The 15479-nt window shown below is 63.5% G+C and carries 14 protein-coding genes; all 14 read right to left on the bottom strand.

Features of this window, described 5'->3' with window-relative positions:
• Positions 1-12: 12 nt before the first annotated feature.
• Positions 13-1485, bottom strand: coding sequence for a cobyric acid synthase (locus tag ROSERS_RS02965; RefSeq protein WP_011955355.1), 1473 nt, complete (start codon positions 1483-1485; stop codon positions 13-15).
• The gene (locus ROSERS_RS02960) at positions 1482-2555 is read right to left on the bottom strand and encodes a pyridoxal phosphate-dependent aminotransferase (protein WP_011955354.1); all 1074 of its coding nucleotides are present in this window, start codon (positions 2553-2555) and stop codon (positions 1482-1484) included. Before ROSERS_RS02960 ends, ROSERS_RS02965 begins: the two co-directional genes overlap by 4 nt.
• A complete protein-coding gene (cobU, locus tag ROSERS_RS02955) occupies positions 2534-3088 on the bottom strand; it encodes a bifunctional adenosylcobinamide kinase/adenosylcobinamide-phosphate guanylyltransferase (protein ID WP_011955353.1) in 555 nt (184 codons plus the stop codon). The genes ROSERS_RS02960 and cobU overlap by 22 nt, the downstream gene beginning before the upstream one ends.
• Positions 3085-4488, bottom strand: a complete 1404-nt coding sequence (locus ROSERS_RS02950; protein ID WP_011955352.1) for a cobyrinate a,c-diamide synthase — start codon at positions 4486-4488, stop codon at positions 3085-3087. Before ROSERS_RS02950 ends, cobU begins: the two co-directional genes overlap by 4 nt.
• Entirely contained in the window at positions 4488-5267 is a 780-nt protein-coding gene (cobA, locus tag ROSERS_RS02945) for a uroporphyrinogen-III C-methyltransferase (protein ID WP_011955351.1), read from the bottom strand. Before cobA ends, ROSERS_RS02950 begins: the two co-directional genes overlap by 1 nt.
• Positions 5268-5410: 143 nt before the next feature.
• Positions 5411-7813 (bottom strand): precorrin-3B C(17)-methyltransferase, encoded by a 2403-nt coding sequence (gene cobJ, locus ROSERS_RS02940; protein WP_011955350.1) that lies wholly within the window; start codon positions 7811-7813, stop codon positions 5411-5413.
• Positions 7810-8628: a precorrin-4 C(11)-methyltransferase gene (cobM, locus tag ROSERS_RS02935; RefSeq protein ID WP_011955349.1), complete on the bottom strand. Its 819-nt coding sequence runs from the start codon at positions 8626-8628 to the stop codon at positions 7810-7812. Before cobM ends, cobJ begins: the two co-directional genes overlap by 4 nt.
• Positions 8625-9353, bottom strand: a complete 729-nt coding sequence (gene cobI, locus ROSERS_RS02930) for a precorrin-2 C(20)-methyltransferase (RefSeq protein WP_011955348.1) — start codon at positions 9351-9353, stop codon at positions 8625-8627. Before cobI ends, cobM begins: the two co-directional genes overlap by 4 nt.
• Positions 9346-10572: a bifunctional cobalt-precorrin-7 (C(5))-methyltransferase/cobalt-precorrin-6B (C(15))-methyltransferase gene (locus ROSERS_RS02925; protein WP_011955347.1), complete on the bottom strand. Its 1227-nt coding sequence runs from the start codon at positions 10570-10572 to the stop codon at positions 9346-9348. Before ROSERS_RS02925 ends, cobI begins: the two co-directional genes overlap by 8 nt.
• Complete coding sequence (locus ROSERS_RS02920) at positions 10569-11810, bottom strand: cobalt-precorrin-5B (C(1))-methyltransferase (protein ID WP_011955346.1); 1242 nt, start codon at positions 11808-11810, stop codon at positions 10569-10571. The genes ROSERS_RS02925 and ROSERS_RS02920 overlap by 4 nt, the downstream gene beginning before the upstream one ends.
• On the bottom strand, positions 11810-12478 hold the full coding sequence (locus ROSERS_RS02915) for a precorrin-8X methylmutase (RefSeq protein ID WP_011955345.1): 669 nt from the start codon (positions 12476-12478) through the stop codon (positions 11810-11812). Before ROSERS_RS02915 ends, ROSERS_RS02920 begins: the two co-directional genes overlap by 1 nt.
• The gene (locus ROSERS_RS02910) at positions 12478-12996 is read right to left on the bottom strand and encodes an NAD(P)H-dependent oxidoreductase (RefSeq protein WP_011955344.1); all 519 of its coding nucleotides are present in this window, start codon (positions 12994-12996) and stop codon (positions 12478-12480) included. The genes ROSERS_RS02915 and ROSERS_RS02910 overlap by 1 nt, the downstream gene beginning before the upstream one ends.
• An 83-nt stretch (positions 12997-13079) precedes the next feature.
• Positions 13080-14495, bottom strand: coding sequence for a sirohydrochlorin chelatase (locus tag ROSERS_RS02905; protein WP_011955343.1), 1416 nt, complete (start codon positions 14493-14495; stop codon positions 13080-13082).
• Positions 14462-15466, bottom strand: coding sequence for an adenosylcobinamide-phosphate synthase CbiB (gene cbiB, locus ROSERS_RS02900; RefSeq protein WP_011955342.1), 1005 nt, complete (start codon positions 15464-15466; stop codon positions 14462-14464). Before cbiB ends, ROSERS_RS02905 begins: the two co-directional genes overlap by 34 nt.
• Positions 15467-15479: the final 13 nt, after the last annotated feature.

Raw genomic sequence — 15479 nt, 5'->3', positions numbered from 1 at the left:
GGCGCTGCGCCCCTACGGCGCCTGTAACAACCGCTCCACCACTCCCTCACCCAGGGCTGCGGCGACGTGACGCGCCAGGTGATCGTAGGGGTCGGTCGGTGGCGCCGGGGCGCCGGTTGAATACCATCCGAGCGAACGTAGCCATGCACGGCGAAATTCGTCATTCGCAAAAATGCCGTGCATATAACAACCCCATATACGCCCATCAGTGCTGATATGTCCGTCACTTTCGTGCGTTGGTTGGCTACTACGGCACACAATGGTCAGAAGTGGACGTTCTTCCCTGATTGCGCGCGTTCGCCCCATGTGGATTTCGTACCCTTCCAGCAGTCCGCTGGATGCCCAGGGAGCATGCGCCTGCGCGGAGATACGAACGGTGCGCTTCTCACTGCTGAAGACCGTCTCGACCGGAAGCACTCCCAACCCCGGTTCTTCGCCGCCCTGCCCCTCAACGCCAGCCGGGTCGCTGATCCGTTCGCCGAGCAGTTGATAGCCGCCACAGATGCCGACAATCGCGCCGGGAAACCGGCGCAGCGCTGTGTCGAAACCGCGTTCGCGCAACCAGCGCCGTGCTGCCAGCGTGTGCTTTGTGCCGGGAAGGATGACGGCAGCGGCGTTCGCCATTTCATCGGGACGGGTAATGTAGCGCACGACAACGCCAGACTCGCGCGCCAGCGGATCAAAATCGTCGAAGTTGGCGATGGCTGGCAGGTGAACGACCGCAATCGTCAGTCCAGCGTTCGGGGTGTTGCTGCCGCGCTCCAGCGCAACCGCATCTTCCTCTGCTACACGCAGGTCTTCGATCCACGGAACCACGCCAAGCACCGGCAGCCCGCTACGCTGTTCCAGGATTCGCACCCCTTCCTCGAAAAGCGCCGGATCGCCACGAAAACGGTTGACGATCAACCCCCGCACCAGGGCGCGTTCCTCCGGTTCGAGCAGCATCAGGGTGCCGAGCAGTTGGGCGAAAATACCGCCGGTGTCGATGTCGCCGACGAGTACAACACGCGCCTGTGCGTAGGTTGCCACCCGCATGTTCACAATGTCGCCCGCCTTGAGGTTCAGTTCCACCGGGCTTCCCGCTCCCTCGGCGATGACCAGGTCGTAGCGGGCGCGTAGCGCGTCGAGGTTGCGGGTGACGACGTTCCACAACATCTCCTTGCGCTGCCAGAAATCGCGTGCGTCGAGGGTGCGCCAGGGGCGCCCTTCGACAATGATCTGGCTGCGCCGATGCCCCTCTGGTTTGATCAGGATCGGGTTCATCTCAACCGTCGGTTCGATCCGCGCTGCGGCAGCCTGTACCGCCGTGCTGCGCGCAATTTCGCCGCCGTCGAGGGTTACGGCGGCGTTGTTGCTCATATTCTGCGCCTTGAAGGGCGCGACGCGCAATCCGTACCATGTTGCGATGCGGCAGAGCGCCGTGACCAGCACGCTCTTGCCGACTGAGGATGCGGTGCCGAGCACCATCATGACCGGCGCTGTCATACGATCTCCTTCCAGGCGTCGATGAGACGAGCGTTCTCCTCCGGTTGGCGCGGCGCTACCCGCACCCACTCCGGTAACCCAAAAGATGCACAATCGCGCACAACGCATCCATGTTGAAGCAGGCGCATTCGCACTGCTGCGCCGTTGCTGCAATGCACGAGCATGAATGGCAACGCTGCACGCCAGACCTTCAGCCCCAACCGGCGCAACCCCGTCTCGAGGTCGTCGCTGGCTGACCATACCTGCGGGAGCGTGGCAGGCAGAAACGCAGTATCAGCCAGAGCGGCGAGACCTGCCGCCTGTGCGGCGCTGTTGACGCTCCACGCTGGCTGAAAGCGACCGATGCTCGCCACAATCGCCGGGTGCGCGATCAGGTAGCCGAGACGCAGTCCTGCCAGCGCGTAACTTTTGGTGAGTGAGTAGAGCCGGATCAGGTTTGGCGGCGATCCCTCGTCCAGTGGGTCGCGCAGATCACGCAGACCGCGCTGGAACGCATGGTACGCCCGGTCAACGACGAGAAAGCCGTCGCAGTCGGCGCACAGCCGGGCAAGGTCGCATATCGCAGCAGGTTCTACACTGACGCCGGTGGGATTGTTCGGGGCGCACAGCCAGGTCAGACGCGGATTGATACGCCGGATGGCAGCACTCAGCGTCGTGATGTCGCAACGAAACCCATCCTCCGGTTGTGTCCGCACCTCGACGATCTGCATCTGGTGCAGGCGACTGGCGTGCTCATATTCACCATAGGCAGGCGCGATGACCAGCGCCGTTGCGTGCGGTCTGGCGAGGGTGTGGGCGATCAGGTGGATCAGTTCATTCGCGCCGTTCCCCACAAGTATCCGATCCGGTTCGCATCCGTGGAGATGCGCCAGCCGCATCCGCAACCGGAGACAACTCCGGTCGGGGTATGGCGCCGGGTCGAGCGCCGAGAGTGCCGCACGCACACTGGACGGTGGACCGAACGGATTCAGGTTGCTGCTGAAATCGGTCACCTGTTCTGGCGCGATCCCCAGCGCCGCACATTCGGCGTGGTCGATGGCGCCATGCGCTACCTGGTCGAACGCGCCCATGCCGCCTCCAGCGCATACAACTCAACCGGAATGCCGCATACCACCAGGTAGACCTCGTCGGCGACGGCGGCGACCCGCTGATTGGCGCGCCCAAGCAGATCGCGGTACTGCCGTCCAAGCGGATATTCCGGTACGATACCCATACCCACTTCGTTTGTGACGATGATAAGACTCAACGCGCGTTCGTCGGCAATCTTCAGGATTGCGCTGAGTTCCTGCTCAACGAACGGCGCCGGGTCGTCTTCGTGCGCCAGCAGCAGGTTGCTGACGAGAAGCGAGAGACAGTCGAGCAGCACGACCGAACCGGGCGCAAGTGACGCCAGCGCCGCAGCAACGTTGCGCGGCGCTTCGATCGTTTTCCAGGCGGCAGGACGACGGCGACGATGGTGCGCGATCCGCTCGCGCATTTCATCGTCGCCGGCTTCGGCGGTTGCCAGGTACATCACGTGCTCGCTGAGACGCGCGGCATACTGTTCGGCGCGCATGCTCTTGCCGCTGCGTGCGCCGCCGGTGAAAAGAACAATCCGGCTCATACTGTTGCTCCGTGCCGAAAGGCGGCAGCTGCAGCGACGAACCGCTGCGCTGCGTGCGGGCACGCCAGGAAATGGATGTGGATGTACGATGCCAGCGCATTATGCACGATTGCCCCCTCCTTGAAGGTCGCCGGACGCATGGCATCCGGCAGGCAGGCGTAGAGCCAGGGCAGGTGCATGGGGCGCTCTTCCCAGATAGAATAGTGAAACTCGTGACCGCGCAACGTTTCGCCCTCCCGCCAGAGCCAGGTATCGCATCCAGCGCGCACTGTGCGATAGCCGAGGGTCAGGCGCGACGTCATCACCGAACGACCGGCGAGCGCGCCAACCATGGGATGCGTCTGTCCTGCGGCATCGATGATCGCTTCGGTCAGATACATCAAGCCGCCGCATTCGGCATACACCGGCATACCGGCAGCAATAGCGGCGCGGATGGCGTTCATCAATTCGCGGTTGGCGCTGAGCGGTTCGGCATACAGTTCGGGGAAACCGCCACACAGGTAGAGCGCTGCGGTTCCTTCCGGCAGTGCAGTATCGCGCAACGGGCTGAAGAAAGCAATCGTCGCACCCGCAGCGCGGAGCAGGTCGAGATTGTCTTCGTACAGAAAACTGAACGCCTCATCGCGCGCTACGGCGATGATCGGCGGCACACCGGCAGGTACGCTTTCAAAACGAGGAAGCGCCATGTCGTGGTCGACGAGTGGCGGCGCCGCACGCGCCAGCGCGATCAACCGGTCCAGATCGATAGTCGCTTCGACCCGTTGGCGCACCTCACTCAGCCATGCCTGCCAGCGCCCCGGCTCCGCCACCGGGATGAGTCCAAGATGTCGTTCGGGAAGGGTAAGCGCATCGTCGCGTTGCAGGTAGCCGATCACCGGCACACCGACGCTTCCTTCGACAGCTTCCTGCACCATCTGCGCGTGACGCAGGCTGCCGATGCGGTTGAGAATCACCCCTGCAATCGACAACCGCCGATCAAAGTCGCGCAACCCGGCGACGAGTGCGGCTGCGGTGCGCGCCATCGCTCGCGCATCGAGGACGATCACAACCGGGGTGGCGGTCAGACGCGCGATGTGCGCACTGCTGCCGGTGTCATCAGCGCCGGAGTAGCCGTCGAACAACCCCATCACCCCTTCAATAAGCGTCAGATCGGCGCCTGCGCTGCGCCGCGCCAGAATACCGGCGATCTGTTCCGGCGGCGTCAACCAGGCATCGAGATTGAAACAGGCGCGCCCTGACGCCAGCGCGTGATACCCCGGATCGATATAATCCGGTCCGCATTTGAACGGTGCAACTGTCAGACCGCGCGCAGTCAGCGCGGCAATCAGTCCGGCGGTGATCGTCGTTTTGCCGCTGCCGCTCATTGGCGCAGCAAGCAGCAGACGAGGCAGGGCAGGCATTATTCATCCTCCCAGAACATATGGTGTGCGGGCATGCTCGCAGGATCGAACCAGGCGAGGGTGTCGTTCAACGCCGCAACGTCGCCGACGACCAGGATGGCAGGTGGCGGAAGCATTGCGCGTTGTTGGGCATCGGGAAGAGTTGCCAGCGTTGCGCGCAGAGTTCGCTGCTGCGCCGTCGTTCCGCGGCTGATCAGGATCGCCGGTGTGAGCGGGTCGCGCCCGGCAGCGATGAGCTTCGCACAGACCACGTCGAGGCGGGTGAGCGCCATGAGTACCACCAGCGTCGGCATGGCAGCCAGGGCGCGCCAGTCGATGCCACTGGCAGTCTCCGATGCCTCATGGGCGGTCACGACTGCAAATGCCGACGCGACACCACGTTGGGTCAACGGCACGCCAGCATAGGCAGGCACACCAATTGCCGATGAGACGCCGGGGACGATTTCATACGGCAGGCCCGCCGCAGCAAGCGCCGCTGCTTCCTCGCCTGCGTGCCCGAAAACGCAGGGGTCGCCACCCTTCAACCGGACCACCTGCAACCCGTTATGCACCAGGCGCACTATCAGTTCGTTGATCCGCTCCTGCCGCAACGCATGATGCCCCGGACGCTTGCCGACGAAGATGCGCTCAGCATGCGACGGCGCTTCGTCGAGCAGTTCAGGAGCGATCAGACGATCATAGAGAACAGCGTCAGCCTGACGCAGCACGGTCAGACCTCGCATCGTGATCAGGTCGGCGCGACCAGGACCGGCGCCGACCAGGTATGCTTTGCCGGTCATAGGATTCAACCTTCAACCTTCAACCTTCAACCTTCAACGTTCATAACTCCAACATTCCAACGTTCAACGTTCAACGTTCAACCTTCCAACCTTCAACCTTCAACCTTCAACCTTCCAACCTTCAACCTTCAACCTTCCAACCTTCAACCTTCAACATCCCCCTCCCCCAGCCACTGTGCAAGCGCGTTGCGCAGGGCAACGGCGCGCGCCGGAGCAACCCCGCCACTGCTGACCGCAATCGTGATTCCGCCGGAGCGGTGGACGGCGGGAACATGGAAACTTCCCTCCTCTGGTGCGTCGGCAACGTTGCAGAGGATGCCTGCAGCGGCGGCATTGCGCGCAATCTGTGCGTTGACATCGCGCTGATCGGTGGCGGCGAAGACCAACCACACGCCTGCGAGATCGCCCGGTTCGTATTCGCGCCGGTTCCACACGATCAACCCGGCATCCGCCCAGGCTGCCAGATGGGGTGTAGCGGTCGGACTGACCAGGCGCACCGGGATGCCTGCATTCAGCAATCCGCGCACCTTGCGTTCACCCACGGCGCCGCCGCCGATCACCACGGCAGACAGATCGCCCGGATTGATCAGCGTCACCGGATAGTCTCGCTGCGTTCCGGGGATCGGTGCATCGCGCCGGTCGGCTGCCGTCTCCTCCAGAACGACCTGCCCCTTCCGCGCATATCCGCGCGGCGTCGCCATGCGGTTGCCGAGAATGTAACTCTGACTGTTTCCGATCAGCACGACGGTGAACATATCGGCGCACGACGGGTCTGCGGCTGCCAGAGTCGTCAGGGTGATGCGTTCATCGGCACGGGAGACGTTGCGCCCGAATGCGACCGGCGTCGTCGGGGGACGGTGGGTGCGCATGATGTTCAGGGCAGCGTCAAGTTGCCAGTCGCGCCCGCGCGACCGCGGATTGTACAGCGCAACGATGAAATCCGCCTGCGCCGCCGCCCGCAACCGGCGTTCAATGACATCCCAGGGTGTCAACAGATCGCTCAGGCTGATGATGCACATGTCGTGACCGATCGGTGCGCCGAGTCGCGCGGCAAGCGCCTGAAATGCGCTGATCCCTGGCACAACATCGACTGCCGGATGATCGCCAGTCCACCCTTCGTCACGCAGTATCTCGAAAACAGGCGCAGCCATGGCGTAGATGCCAATATCACCGCTGCTGATCAGCGCCACCCGGCGACCGGAACGCGCAACTGCGATTGCCTGCCGCGCACGCCCGATCTCGTCGCCCATCGCGGGGGTGACGATCACTTCCTGCCAGGGTTGCAACAGGGGACGGATCAGATCGATGTAGACACGATACCCGGCAACCACATCGGCATCGCGCAATGCTGCGTGCGCTGCATATGTGAGATGACCCAGATCGCCGGGTCCAATGCCGACGAGAGTCAGGACGCCGGAAGGATGCGCTGCTGGTGCGGTCGTCGCAACATTCGATGGCTGGTATGGCGTATCGTTCCGCAGCGCCACGGCGACGGTGCACCGCCGGAAGGCACGCTTCGGAACGAGCAGATCGCCGCCGCCTGCAATCATGGCGCACGGCTCGGCAACACCTGGCAGGTCGAAATGGGTGACGGCGGCGCTTGGGCTGAACCTTGCAGCGTCGAGGGCGGTGATCTCAGAGCGCGAGACCACGTGGAGCGGAACGTTGAGTCGACCGGCGATCTCAACCAGTCCCGGTTCGTCGGCTTTGATGTCGGCGGTGGCAAGCGCTCCCACGCACTGCTCGTCGAGACCGGCATCGGCAAGGGTTGTGCGCAGCGCGTCGTGCAATTCATCGACCGACACGCCGCGCCGACACCCGATGCCGACGATCAGGACCGGCGGCAGGTAGCGAACACTCTTCTCGCGTAGCGTTTGCCAGAGATCGTCGATCCGACGATGCGTGACCAGGAGCGCAGCCGCAAACCGGGGATCTGTCAGGCTCGCCGGATCATCGACATATTCGAGGTTCGGGCAATCCGCCCCCTGTTCGATCACCAACCGACGCGCATCGGGGAGCGCTGGATCGACAAAGCACCCCACCAGGTCGCCGTTCACCAGGCACGCCATCGTATGCGTCAGCGCCGAGTCATCGGCGATTTGCCAGCCCCTGTCGCGTCCCAGCAGGTCGAGCGCCGGAAGTCCACGCGTATCGCTGGCAGTGGTGATGGCAGCCTGTCCGCCGGTGATCGCGGCGATCCGGCGCGCCAGGTCGTTCGCGCCAGCCTGGTGCCCGCCAAGCAGGGGAATGACAAACCTGCCGCTCTCATCGAGCACAACGACTGCCGGATCGATGGTTTTGCGGGCAATGAGCGGAGCAATGGCGCGCACGGCGATGCCGCTCGCCATGATCAGCACCAGCGCACGATAGTCGCCCCAGCAGGTGCGCACTTCGTCCAGCAGTGCGGCGGTGTATGGGGTTGCATACGGCGCTTCAGCAGCGAATTTTGCCGGTACGTGCGCGGCGGCGCGCAATTCCGCCGCCAGGCGCGCCGCCAGGCGCGTTCCTGCACGGGTGACGGCAATGATGACGGTGTCTGCATTCACGCCTGATCTCCACTCTGATCTGCACGGCGAAAACGGTGCGTATACGTCCGGTCGTAGAGGCGACTCGCAGCCCGCTGTGGCGATCGTTTCAGTGCAGGATCGAGCGCCGGGCTGACCAGAATGAGCGCCTGGCGCGTGAAGCCGGCAGCTCTGACCTTCGCTGCAATATCACCCAGCGTTCCCTGGATGATCGTTTCGTCGGGCCAGGTGACGCGGTGCAGCACGACCACCGGTGTCTCGCGGGTGTATGCGCCGCCTGCCAGGAGTTCGTCCACCACGCGCTGCATGCGGGTGACGCTGAGGTAGATCGCCAGCGATGCGCCGTGCGCTGCCAGACGGTGCAGTTCTTCGCGCGGCGGCATGGGAGTGCGCCCGGCAGCACGGGTAAAAATGATGGTCTGCACCACTTCGGGGACTGTTAGTTCGACGCCGAGACGGGCGGCGGCGGCGAATGCCGCAGTAACCCCTGGAACGATCTCGTAGGGGATGCCACGTGCGTCGAGCGCTGCCATTTGCTCGTGAATGGCGCCGTAGAGTGATGGATCGCCGCTGTGGAGGCGGGCGACCACTTTCCCGGCATGCGCAGCGTCGCTCATCAGGGCAACGATCTGTTCCAGATGCATGTCCGCTGTGCCGATAATCTGGATGCCGGGGCGGGCGCAGGCAGCGGGCAGGGCGTCATCCACCAGACTGTCGGCGTAGAGGATCAGATCAGCCTGCGTCAGCAGGTCACGTCCGCGTACTGTGATCAGGTCTGGCGCGCCGGGTCCTGCACCGATGAAATAGACGGTTCCGGGAACGGCAGCGTACATCATATATGGTCTCCACGGCGAATGATCACCAGCGAAAGATAGGGGCGCCGCTGCGGGTCGATCGTGCGCAGGTCGCGCACAATCAATTCTTCTGGCATCCCGACACGCTCGGCGTACAGCGCGCGGTCGAGCAGGTCGAGTTCGGCGAGCGCCGCCACGATTGCTGGCAGCGCCGAACCCGCTTTCATCAGCACAATCGTCTCGAAGTCGGTCAACAGTCGTCGCAGCGTTGCCGCGTCCGTCTCGTAACTGGCGGGCATGATAATCATGCGCTCATCACTCATCGCCAGCGGGATGCTAGCCGTTGCTGCCGCTGCCGCAAACGATGTCACGCCGGGGATGATCGTGATCGTCACCGGCGCCTGAATTGCCGCCAGTTCGCGCCAGAGATAGACGAAGGTGCCGTAGAGCAGTGGATCGCCCAGCAGCAGATACGCTCCCCGGCGACGCCCGTTCAGTTCGGTCGCAATCGTTTCGGCGGCAGCGCGCCATGCCGGGCGCAACTGTCCGGCATCACGGGTCATCGGCAGCGGCAATGCAACGACCGTTTGACGAGCGCGGTCGATCCAGGGTTCGGCGATGCGCAACGCCAGGCTCTGATCGCCGTCGCGGCTCTGGGGAACGAAGATGACATCCGCCGCCTGGAGCGCGCGTAGCCCTTTGAGGGTGATCAATTCCGGATCGCCCGGTCCCATGCCAATGGCGATCAATGTCGCAGTTTCAGTCATGCCGGTTCTCTTTCCGCCATACAACGATAAAAACGGGGTTGAGCGCTTCGAGGCGCAGCAGCGACTGAATCGGCGTCCCGCGATTGAACTGCGCCTGAGTCAGCCGCGCGTCGGGGAGCAGCGCAGTCGCCCGATGCACGTGTTCCAGCGTGACCAGGTTCAAGACCAGGCGACCATGCGGTTTGAGGCGTTGCTGCGCCATGCTGATGATCTCCGCCAGGCGTCCGCCGCTTCCGCCAATGAAGATGGCGTGTGGATCAGGAAGACCAACGCAGGCTTCCGGCGCTTCGCCGTGGATGACCCGCAGGTTCGGCGCCGGGAAACGCCGGAGATTCTCTTGCATATGCGCAACAAATCGTTCACGTCGCTCGATGGCATACACCCGCGCAGTCGGGCAGGCGCGCGCCGCCTCGATGCCCACCGAACCGCTCCCCGCGCCAATGTCCCACAACGTCTCGCCCGGTTGCAGCGCCAGTTCCGCCAGGCTCAGCAGGCGCACTTCGCGTTTGGTGATCTGCCCGGCTTCAGTGCTGAACGATTCGTCGGGTAAACCAGGCGGCACAGCAGACGGGCGGGCGACGTCATCATTCCAGACCACGAACACATTGAGCGACGCAAAGGTTTGATCCACTGCGTCACGGAGCGTTGTGCGCACCACCCGTTGCGCAGGACCGCCCAGATGCTCGCAAATGGCGCAGCGTGTGGTTGGGGGCAGACCGGCTTCCAGCAGCACGGCTGCGATCCGGGCAGGCGTATGCTGCTGATCGGTCAGAATGGCGGCTTTCGGCGCGTGCAGTACGCCAGAAATCACCGCATCGAGCGGGCGCCCATGGGCGCTGAGAAGCGCTGCATCGTGCCAGGGTTCCGCCAGCGCCGCGAATGCCAGTTGCGCCGATGTCGGCGCCGGGATAATGTCGAGCGCATCAGGCGGCAGCGCGCGCCGCAGCGAGGCGCCGATCCCATACCACAGCGGATCGCCCGATGCGAGCACGACCGCCGACTCACCGCGTTCCCACGCAAGCTTCAGACGCTCTAGCGCCGGTTGGACCGTGGCGCCGATGACCAGTCGCTCTCCGGTGTACGCCGGGAATGCTGCCAGGTGGCGCTGCCCGCCGACGAGCAGCGTCGCCTGGACGATCCGTTCGTACAGGGCGGAAGGCAGACCCGCAGCGCCGGCATCGGTCATTCCAACCACCAGAATCGGGCGGCGCACCGTCATGACTCCTCCAGCATCTCGTCATCGTCATCGGCGTCGAACGGTGCAGCAGCGAGCCGCTCAATCAGTGGACGGGCATCGCCGACAGGGGCGATGGTGCGCAGGGGTCTGGGAACGCTGGCGCGGGCAAGCACTCTGCCGTCAAAATCAACCAGGATGGTCTCGAACCCCATCGCGCCGCCCTGCGCTTCGATAAACCGCAGGCAACTCGCCAGCGCCAGTTCGACGATGCGCTGAAGCGGCGCAGTCTGACCGTACTCCTGGCAGAGTTCCAGAAAGTGTCGCCCGGTGTTGGCATGCGCAACCGCCTCGACCAGTGCATCAGGCGCGCCAACATCACGGCAGACCTGCGCCAGGAACCCGAAATCGACCTGATTCCCCGCCACGTGGGTCTGCATATGTCCCTGAGCCGTTTTGACCATTTTGCCGATCATGCCGACAAATACGGCTTCCTCCACGCCGCATGCAACACAGGTTTTCAGCGCATCGCCGGTAAAGACGCTCAACTCGACAAATGCCAGTTCCGGCAATTCGGGGAAGATGCGCATGGCGAACTTCTCCGAGCGACCGCCGGTGCACAGCACGACTTTTGATACATGGTTGCGCGCTGCCATTTCGACCGCCTGAATGACGCTGGCGCGCCAGGAGGCAGTGCTGTATGGAAAGACCTTGCCGGTGGTGCCGAGAATGCTGATCCCGCCAACGATCCCCAGGCGCGGGTTGAGCGTTTTCTGCGCCAGACGTTCACCGTCGGGCACGCTGATGACGATCTCCAGTCCGTTGCATTCAAGGAAGGCTTCACCGTCGGGCGCGAACTCACGAACCGCGTCGCGCACATTCTCGGTGATCTGCTGGCGTGGCGCCGGATTGATCGCCGGACCGCCGACCGGCAATCCCAGACCCGGCAGCGTGACCCGTCCTACCCCAACGCCGCCGTCGATGGAAATGCCTGCACCCGGTACACGCCGCACCTGCGCGCAGATCAGGGCGCCGTGGGTGACATCCGGGTCGTCGCCAGCATCCTTGACCATGCAGCAAAAAGCCCAATCCTCGCCCTGCCGCATCTCGACCGGCGTCATGGTTGCGGTTTCGCCGATTGGCAGCGTAATGGTCACCTGTGGGGGCCACTGACCGGTCAGCAGGGCAATGGTCGCGGCTTTCGCGGCGGCGGCGGCATTGCTGCCGGTGGTGTAGCCGGTGCGGAGTCCGCGTTTGTTGCGCGGCGGAACAGTGTCACTCATCAGTAGACGGCTGTGTTATCGACCCCGGCAGCAAGACGCAGGAGTGCATTCACAATTGCAACAGCGACCGTCGAGCCACCTTTCCGCCCGATCGTTACGATCCAGTGAACATCGGAGCGCGCCATCAGCGCCTCTTTGCTCTCAACGGCATGCACAAAACCGACCGGCACACCAATGACCAGCGCCGGACGCGCACCGCCGTTGATCAGGCGCAACAGTTCATACAGCGCAGTCGGAGCATTGCCGATGGCGACGACCGCGCCGTCGAGCAGACCATTCGCATGGGCGACGCGAATACCGGCTGCACTGCGGGTCAACCCATCATCGTCGGCAATCGACAGCGCCTCACGCGAGTCGTTCAGGCAGTGCAGCGCACCGCCAAACTCGCGCACCCGTCGCTCATTGATGCCAGCACGCACCATCTGCACGTCGGCGAGCACATGGCATCCGCGACGCAGCGCTGCAACCCCGGCTTCAACGGCGCCAGGACTGGCGCGCGTAATGGTTGCAAACTCGAAATCCGCCGTGCTGTGAATGATCCGTTCGACGACCGCGTTGAGCGGCGCTTCGACATGGAAACCACGCTGCTCGAGTTCGGCGCGAATGATCGCAAACGACCGCGCAGCAATTTTCGCAGCGGTCAGCGTTTCAGCAGGAAATTCACTCATCACTCCTCCCAACCCTTCATTCGGGACGCAACACGCGCAACACGGCGACCCAGCGCACGTGCCTGCGCGAGATCCTCTTCCGTCAAAACGCCGACAGCCGTTGCGCCGTAGTACGAACCGGCGCGTTCCATCGTCGGACTCCAGGGGAGACCGACAATGATCATCCCCGAACCCAGGAACCAGTGCAGCACATTCAGCAACGTAAACTCTGTGCCGGAATGACGCCCGGCGCTGCTGGTGAATGCCGCGCCGACTTTGCCTGCCAGGCTGCCCTCTTCCCACAGATCGCCGGTGGTATCGAGCCAGCGCTTCAGCGTTCCTTTGATACCGGTCCAGTTCGGCGTTCCGATAATGATCGCGTCCGCCTCCAGCAGATCGCTCTTCTCCGCCCTGGTCGGCTGTTTGATCGTCACAGTGACGCCAGGCACGCTGGCAGCGCCCTCGGCGATGGCCTGCGCCAGCGCCGCGACCTGATTCCCGACGTCGTGCAGAATGAATACGTGACAGGAAGCAGTCATCGCCAGTCTCCTTACCTGACCCGGTACGACAGGGAAGCGTCGATTGTACAACGGGGATGATACTTCTTATTATACCGCACTGCTCATCCCAGAACATGCTCTTTCCAGTAGTGGTATGTCTTGGCGATAGCAGTGATAATGTTCTTGATCTCCCCGTCCAGCCGGAAGTCGGGTCCGGCAGGGAGATAGAGAGTCGTTCCTTCACGGCGCACACTCACATTTTCGACAACAATCGCCCGCAGCAACCAGATCGCCATCTCTTCGCTGTCGCAGACAATCCCGATCCATCCAGGCGCGCCATCGGTCACGACAGGCAACCCGGTGACCATCCGCAGACCACGGGCGAGTTCTGCGACAACGTCCCGGTACTGTTCCGGATTGGCAGTCACCGATTCGGGATGAACCGGCTCCAGGAGTGTGCCACGGTGCGGTGGACCGCCTGCCAGCGCCAGTTCACAGAATGGACTGTTCGGATCGTCCCTACCCCATACGCGATCCCATGCCACCCGCCCATCGTCATTATAGATGAGCGGCGCCGCGCCCATCGGTGCGGCGCTTACCGGCGCGCCATTCCGGTAGCGCGGCGGGAGGATTGCGGCGAGTCCCGGTGGAAGGTTGCTCGCTGTTCCTCGCAAGCCGTGGTGATGGTCGCTCGTTTGCGGTTGACCGTACTCGTCCTCGAACCCCTGCATCAACCGACGATACTTGCACAGGTCGCAGTTGACCGTCGCCCTGCCATCAAGCGCTTCTTCGTAACGCTGCACAATGGCGCGCACAACACCGTCGTGCAACCCCAGATGGTGCGCCAGCAGGATGCGTATCGCTGGATACTGTTGCCGCGCCATGTCAACCTGCTGCGTGATGCGTTGATGAATGCGCCCGGTGAAGAGCAGGTAGGGAATGACGATGATCTGATCCGCTCCCAGCGCAACGCAGTGCCGGATGGTGGTTGCAACGTCGGGGCGGGTGACGCTGTAGAAACCGTACTCAACCCACCCAAATCCGCGCCCTTCCCACAGCAGACGCGCCATGCGCGCAACATCGGAGTTGCTGTCCGGGTCGCTGCTCCCGCGCCCGATAAGCGCCAGCGCTGTCTTTTCGCGGGGAATGGTTGCGGCGACAGACGCATACGCCGCTTCGGTTCGATCTGCCACTGCCTGGAGCATCGTGTACTGAACGCCCAGCGGCGCCCCATAGCGGATGTCGAGGTCTGGATAACGCGCGCGCGCCTGATTGAGCGCCACCGGAATGTCGTTCTTCTGGTGACCGGCGGCGCCGAGGAGTAACGGCAAAGCAACAATTCGCCGGAACCCTGCGCGCACACAATCGTCGATTGCGTGTGCAATCGGCGGATCGGCAAGTTCAAGAAAACATGGTTGAACCACGGTGTTCAACCGCTCGCCAACCAGCGTCGCCATCTGGCGATACTCTGCCAGACCATCGGGATCGTCGGTGCCGTGACCGATCAGGAGAAGTGCGGTGTGATCGGAGTTGGACATGCTGACGCCTTCCTCTGTGAGAACTGCGATATAACTCTATAACGTTGAACGTAACGTTGAACGCTGAACGTTACTAGCAGAACGCCGCCCGCCAGCAGCAGCGGCACGACGCGCGCAATCCGGCGCGCCTCGCCGATCATGGCAGCGTCGGGCAGGCGGGATCCGCTTCCGAGGGTGTAGTGTCCGCGTTTGGTAAGGGTCGTGTCGAGCGCCCCCGCCATCGCCGCCATAGGCCACCCTGCATTCGGCGACGCAGTACGCCCGGCGTCACGGCGTGCAATCTGCCACGCGATCATTCCCCGTCCACACACAATCTGCGCAGCCGCAGCAATGAGCGCCGCCGTGAGACGCGCTGGCAGCAGGTTGAGTGCGTCATCGAGCCGTGCCGCTGTCTTGCCCAGGTATTCGTAGCGCTCGTTCCGATACCCCCACATCGCATCAGCCGTGTTCGACAGGCGATAGACGGCGATGGCGGGTAACCCGCCGACGAGGAGCGCCAGCGCCGGTGCAACCAGACTATCGCTCAAGTTTTCCGCCAGCGACTCAATCGCCGCGCCTGCTACTTCATCGGCGCGAAGATCGGCAGTTGGACGGCTCACCAGGTGCCATCCCAGCAGACGCCGCGCTTCTGCCAGATCGCCGCGCTCCAGCGCGGTTTGCACCTCGCCGACCGCCCGATCCAACCCGCGGTATGCCATCAGGGTCGAGGCCGCCAGTCCCCGCACGACCGGATGATCCGGCAGCAGCGCCACGACCGATCCGGTTGCCGCCGCGCCCGCCGTCAGCCACATTCCACCCCACAGCAGACGCGCCGTTGCGCCCTGGGGGGCAAACCGCTCACCCAGATGCATCCAGCGCCCCATGAGCGCCACCGGATGCCAGGCATTCGGCGGATCACCAAGCAGCGCATCAGCAATCAGCGCAATCAGGAGCGTTTGACTTCGGTGTGATATTCGGTGTGATAGATACATTGGTTTTATCACG

The sequence above is a fragment of the Roseiflexus sp. RS-1 genome (assembly GCF_000016665.1).
In the GTDB taxonomy this organism is placed as follows: Bacteria; Chloroflexota; Chloroflexia; order Chloroflexales; family Roseiflexaceae; genus Roseiflexus.
The sequence above is the reverse complement of the archived record's forward strand: the minus strand, read 5'-3'. Positions and strand labels throughout refer to the sequence as shown.

What these genes read in the sequence shown, in the direction of transcription:
- ROSERS_RS02965 (WP_011955355.1), bottom strand. Translation starts at nt 1,485, where the DNA reads ATGACAGCGCCGGTCATGATGGTGCTCGGCACCGCATCCTCAGTCGGC.
- ROSERS_RS02960 (WP_011955354.1), bottom strand. Translation starts at nt 2,555, where the DNA reads ATGGGCGCGTTCGACCAGGTAGCGCATGGCGCCATCGACCACGCCGAA.
- cobU (WP_011955353.1), bottom strand. Translation starts at nt 3,088, where the DNA reads ATGAGCCGGATTGTTCTTTTCACCGGCGGCGCACGCAGCGGCAAGAGC.
- ROSERS_RS02950 (WP_011955352.1), bottom strand. Translation starts at nt 4,488, where the DNA reads ATGCCTGCCCTGCCTCGTCTGCTGCTTGCTGCGCCAATGAGCGGCAGC.
- cobA (WP_011955351.1), bottom strand. Translation starts at nt 5,267, where the DNA reads ATGACCGGCAAAGCATACCTGGTCGGCGCCGGTCCTGGTCGCGCCGAC.
- cobM (WP_011955349.1), bottom strand. Translation starts at nt 8,628, where the DNA reads ATGATGTACGCTGCCGTTCCCGGAACCGTCTATTTCATCGGTGCAGGA.
- cobI (WP_011955348.1), bottom strand. Translation starts at nt 9,353, where the DNA reads ATGACTGAAACTGCGACATTGATCGCCATTGGCATGGGACCGGGCGAT.
- ROSERS_RS02925 (WP_011955347.1), bottom strand. Translation starts at nt 10,572, where the DNA reads ATGACGGTGCGCCGCCCGATTCTGGTGGTTGGAATGACCGATGCCGGC.
- ROSERS_RS02920 (WP_011955346.1), bottom strand. Translation starts at nt 11,810, where the DNA reads ATGAGTGACACTGTTCCGCCGCGCAACAAACGCGGACTCCGCACCGGC.
- ROSERS_RS02915 (WP_011955345.1), bottom strand. Translation starts at nt 12,478, where the DNA reads ATGAGTGAATTTCCTGCTGAAACGCTGACCGCTGCGAAAATTGCTGCG.
- ROSERS_RS02910 (WP_011955344.1), bottom strand. Translation starts at nt 12,996, where the DNA reads ATGACTGCTTCCTGTCACGTATTCATTCTGCACGACGTCGGGAATCAG.
- ROSERS_RS02905 (WP_011955343.1), bottom strand. Translation starts at nt 14,495, where the DNA reads ATGTCCAACTCCGATCACACCGCACTTCTCCTGATCGGTCACGGCACC.
- cbiB (WP_011955342.1), bottom strand. Translation starts at nt 15,466, where the DNA reads ATGTATCTATCACACCGAATATCACACCGAAGTCAAACGCTCCTGATT.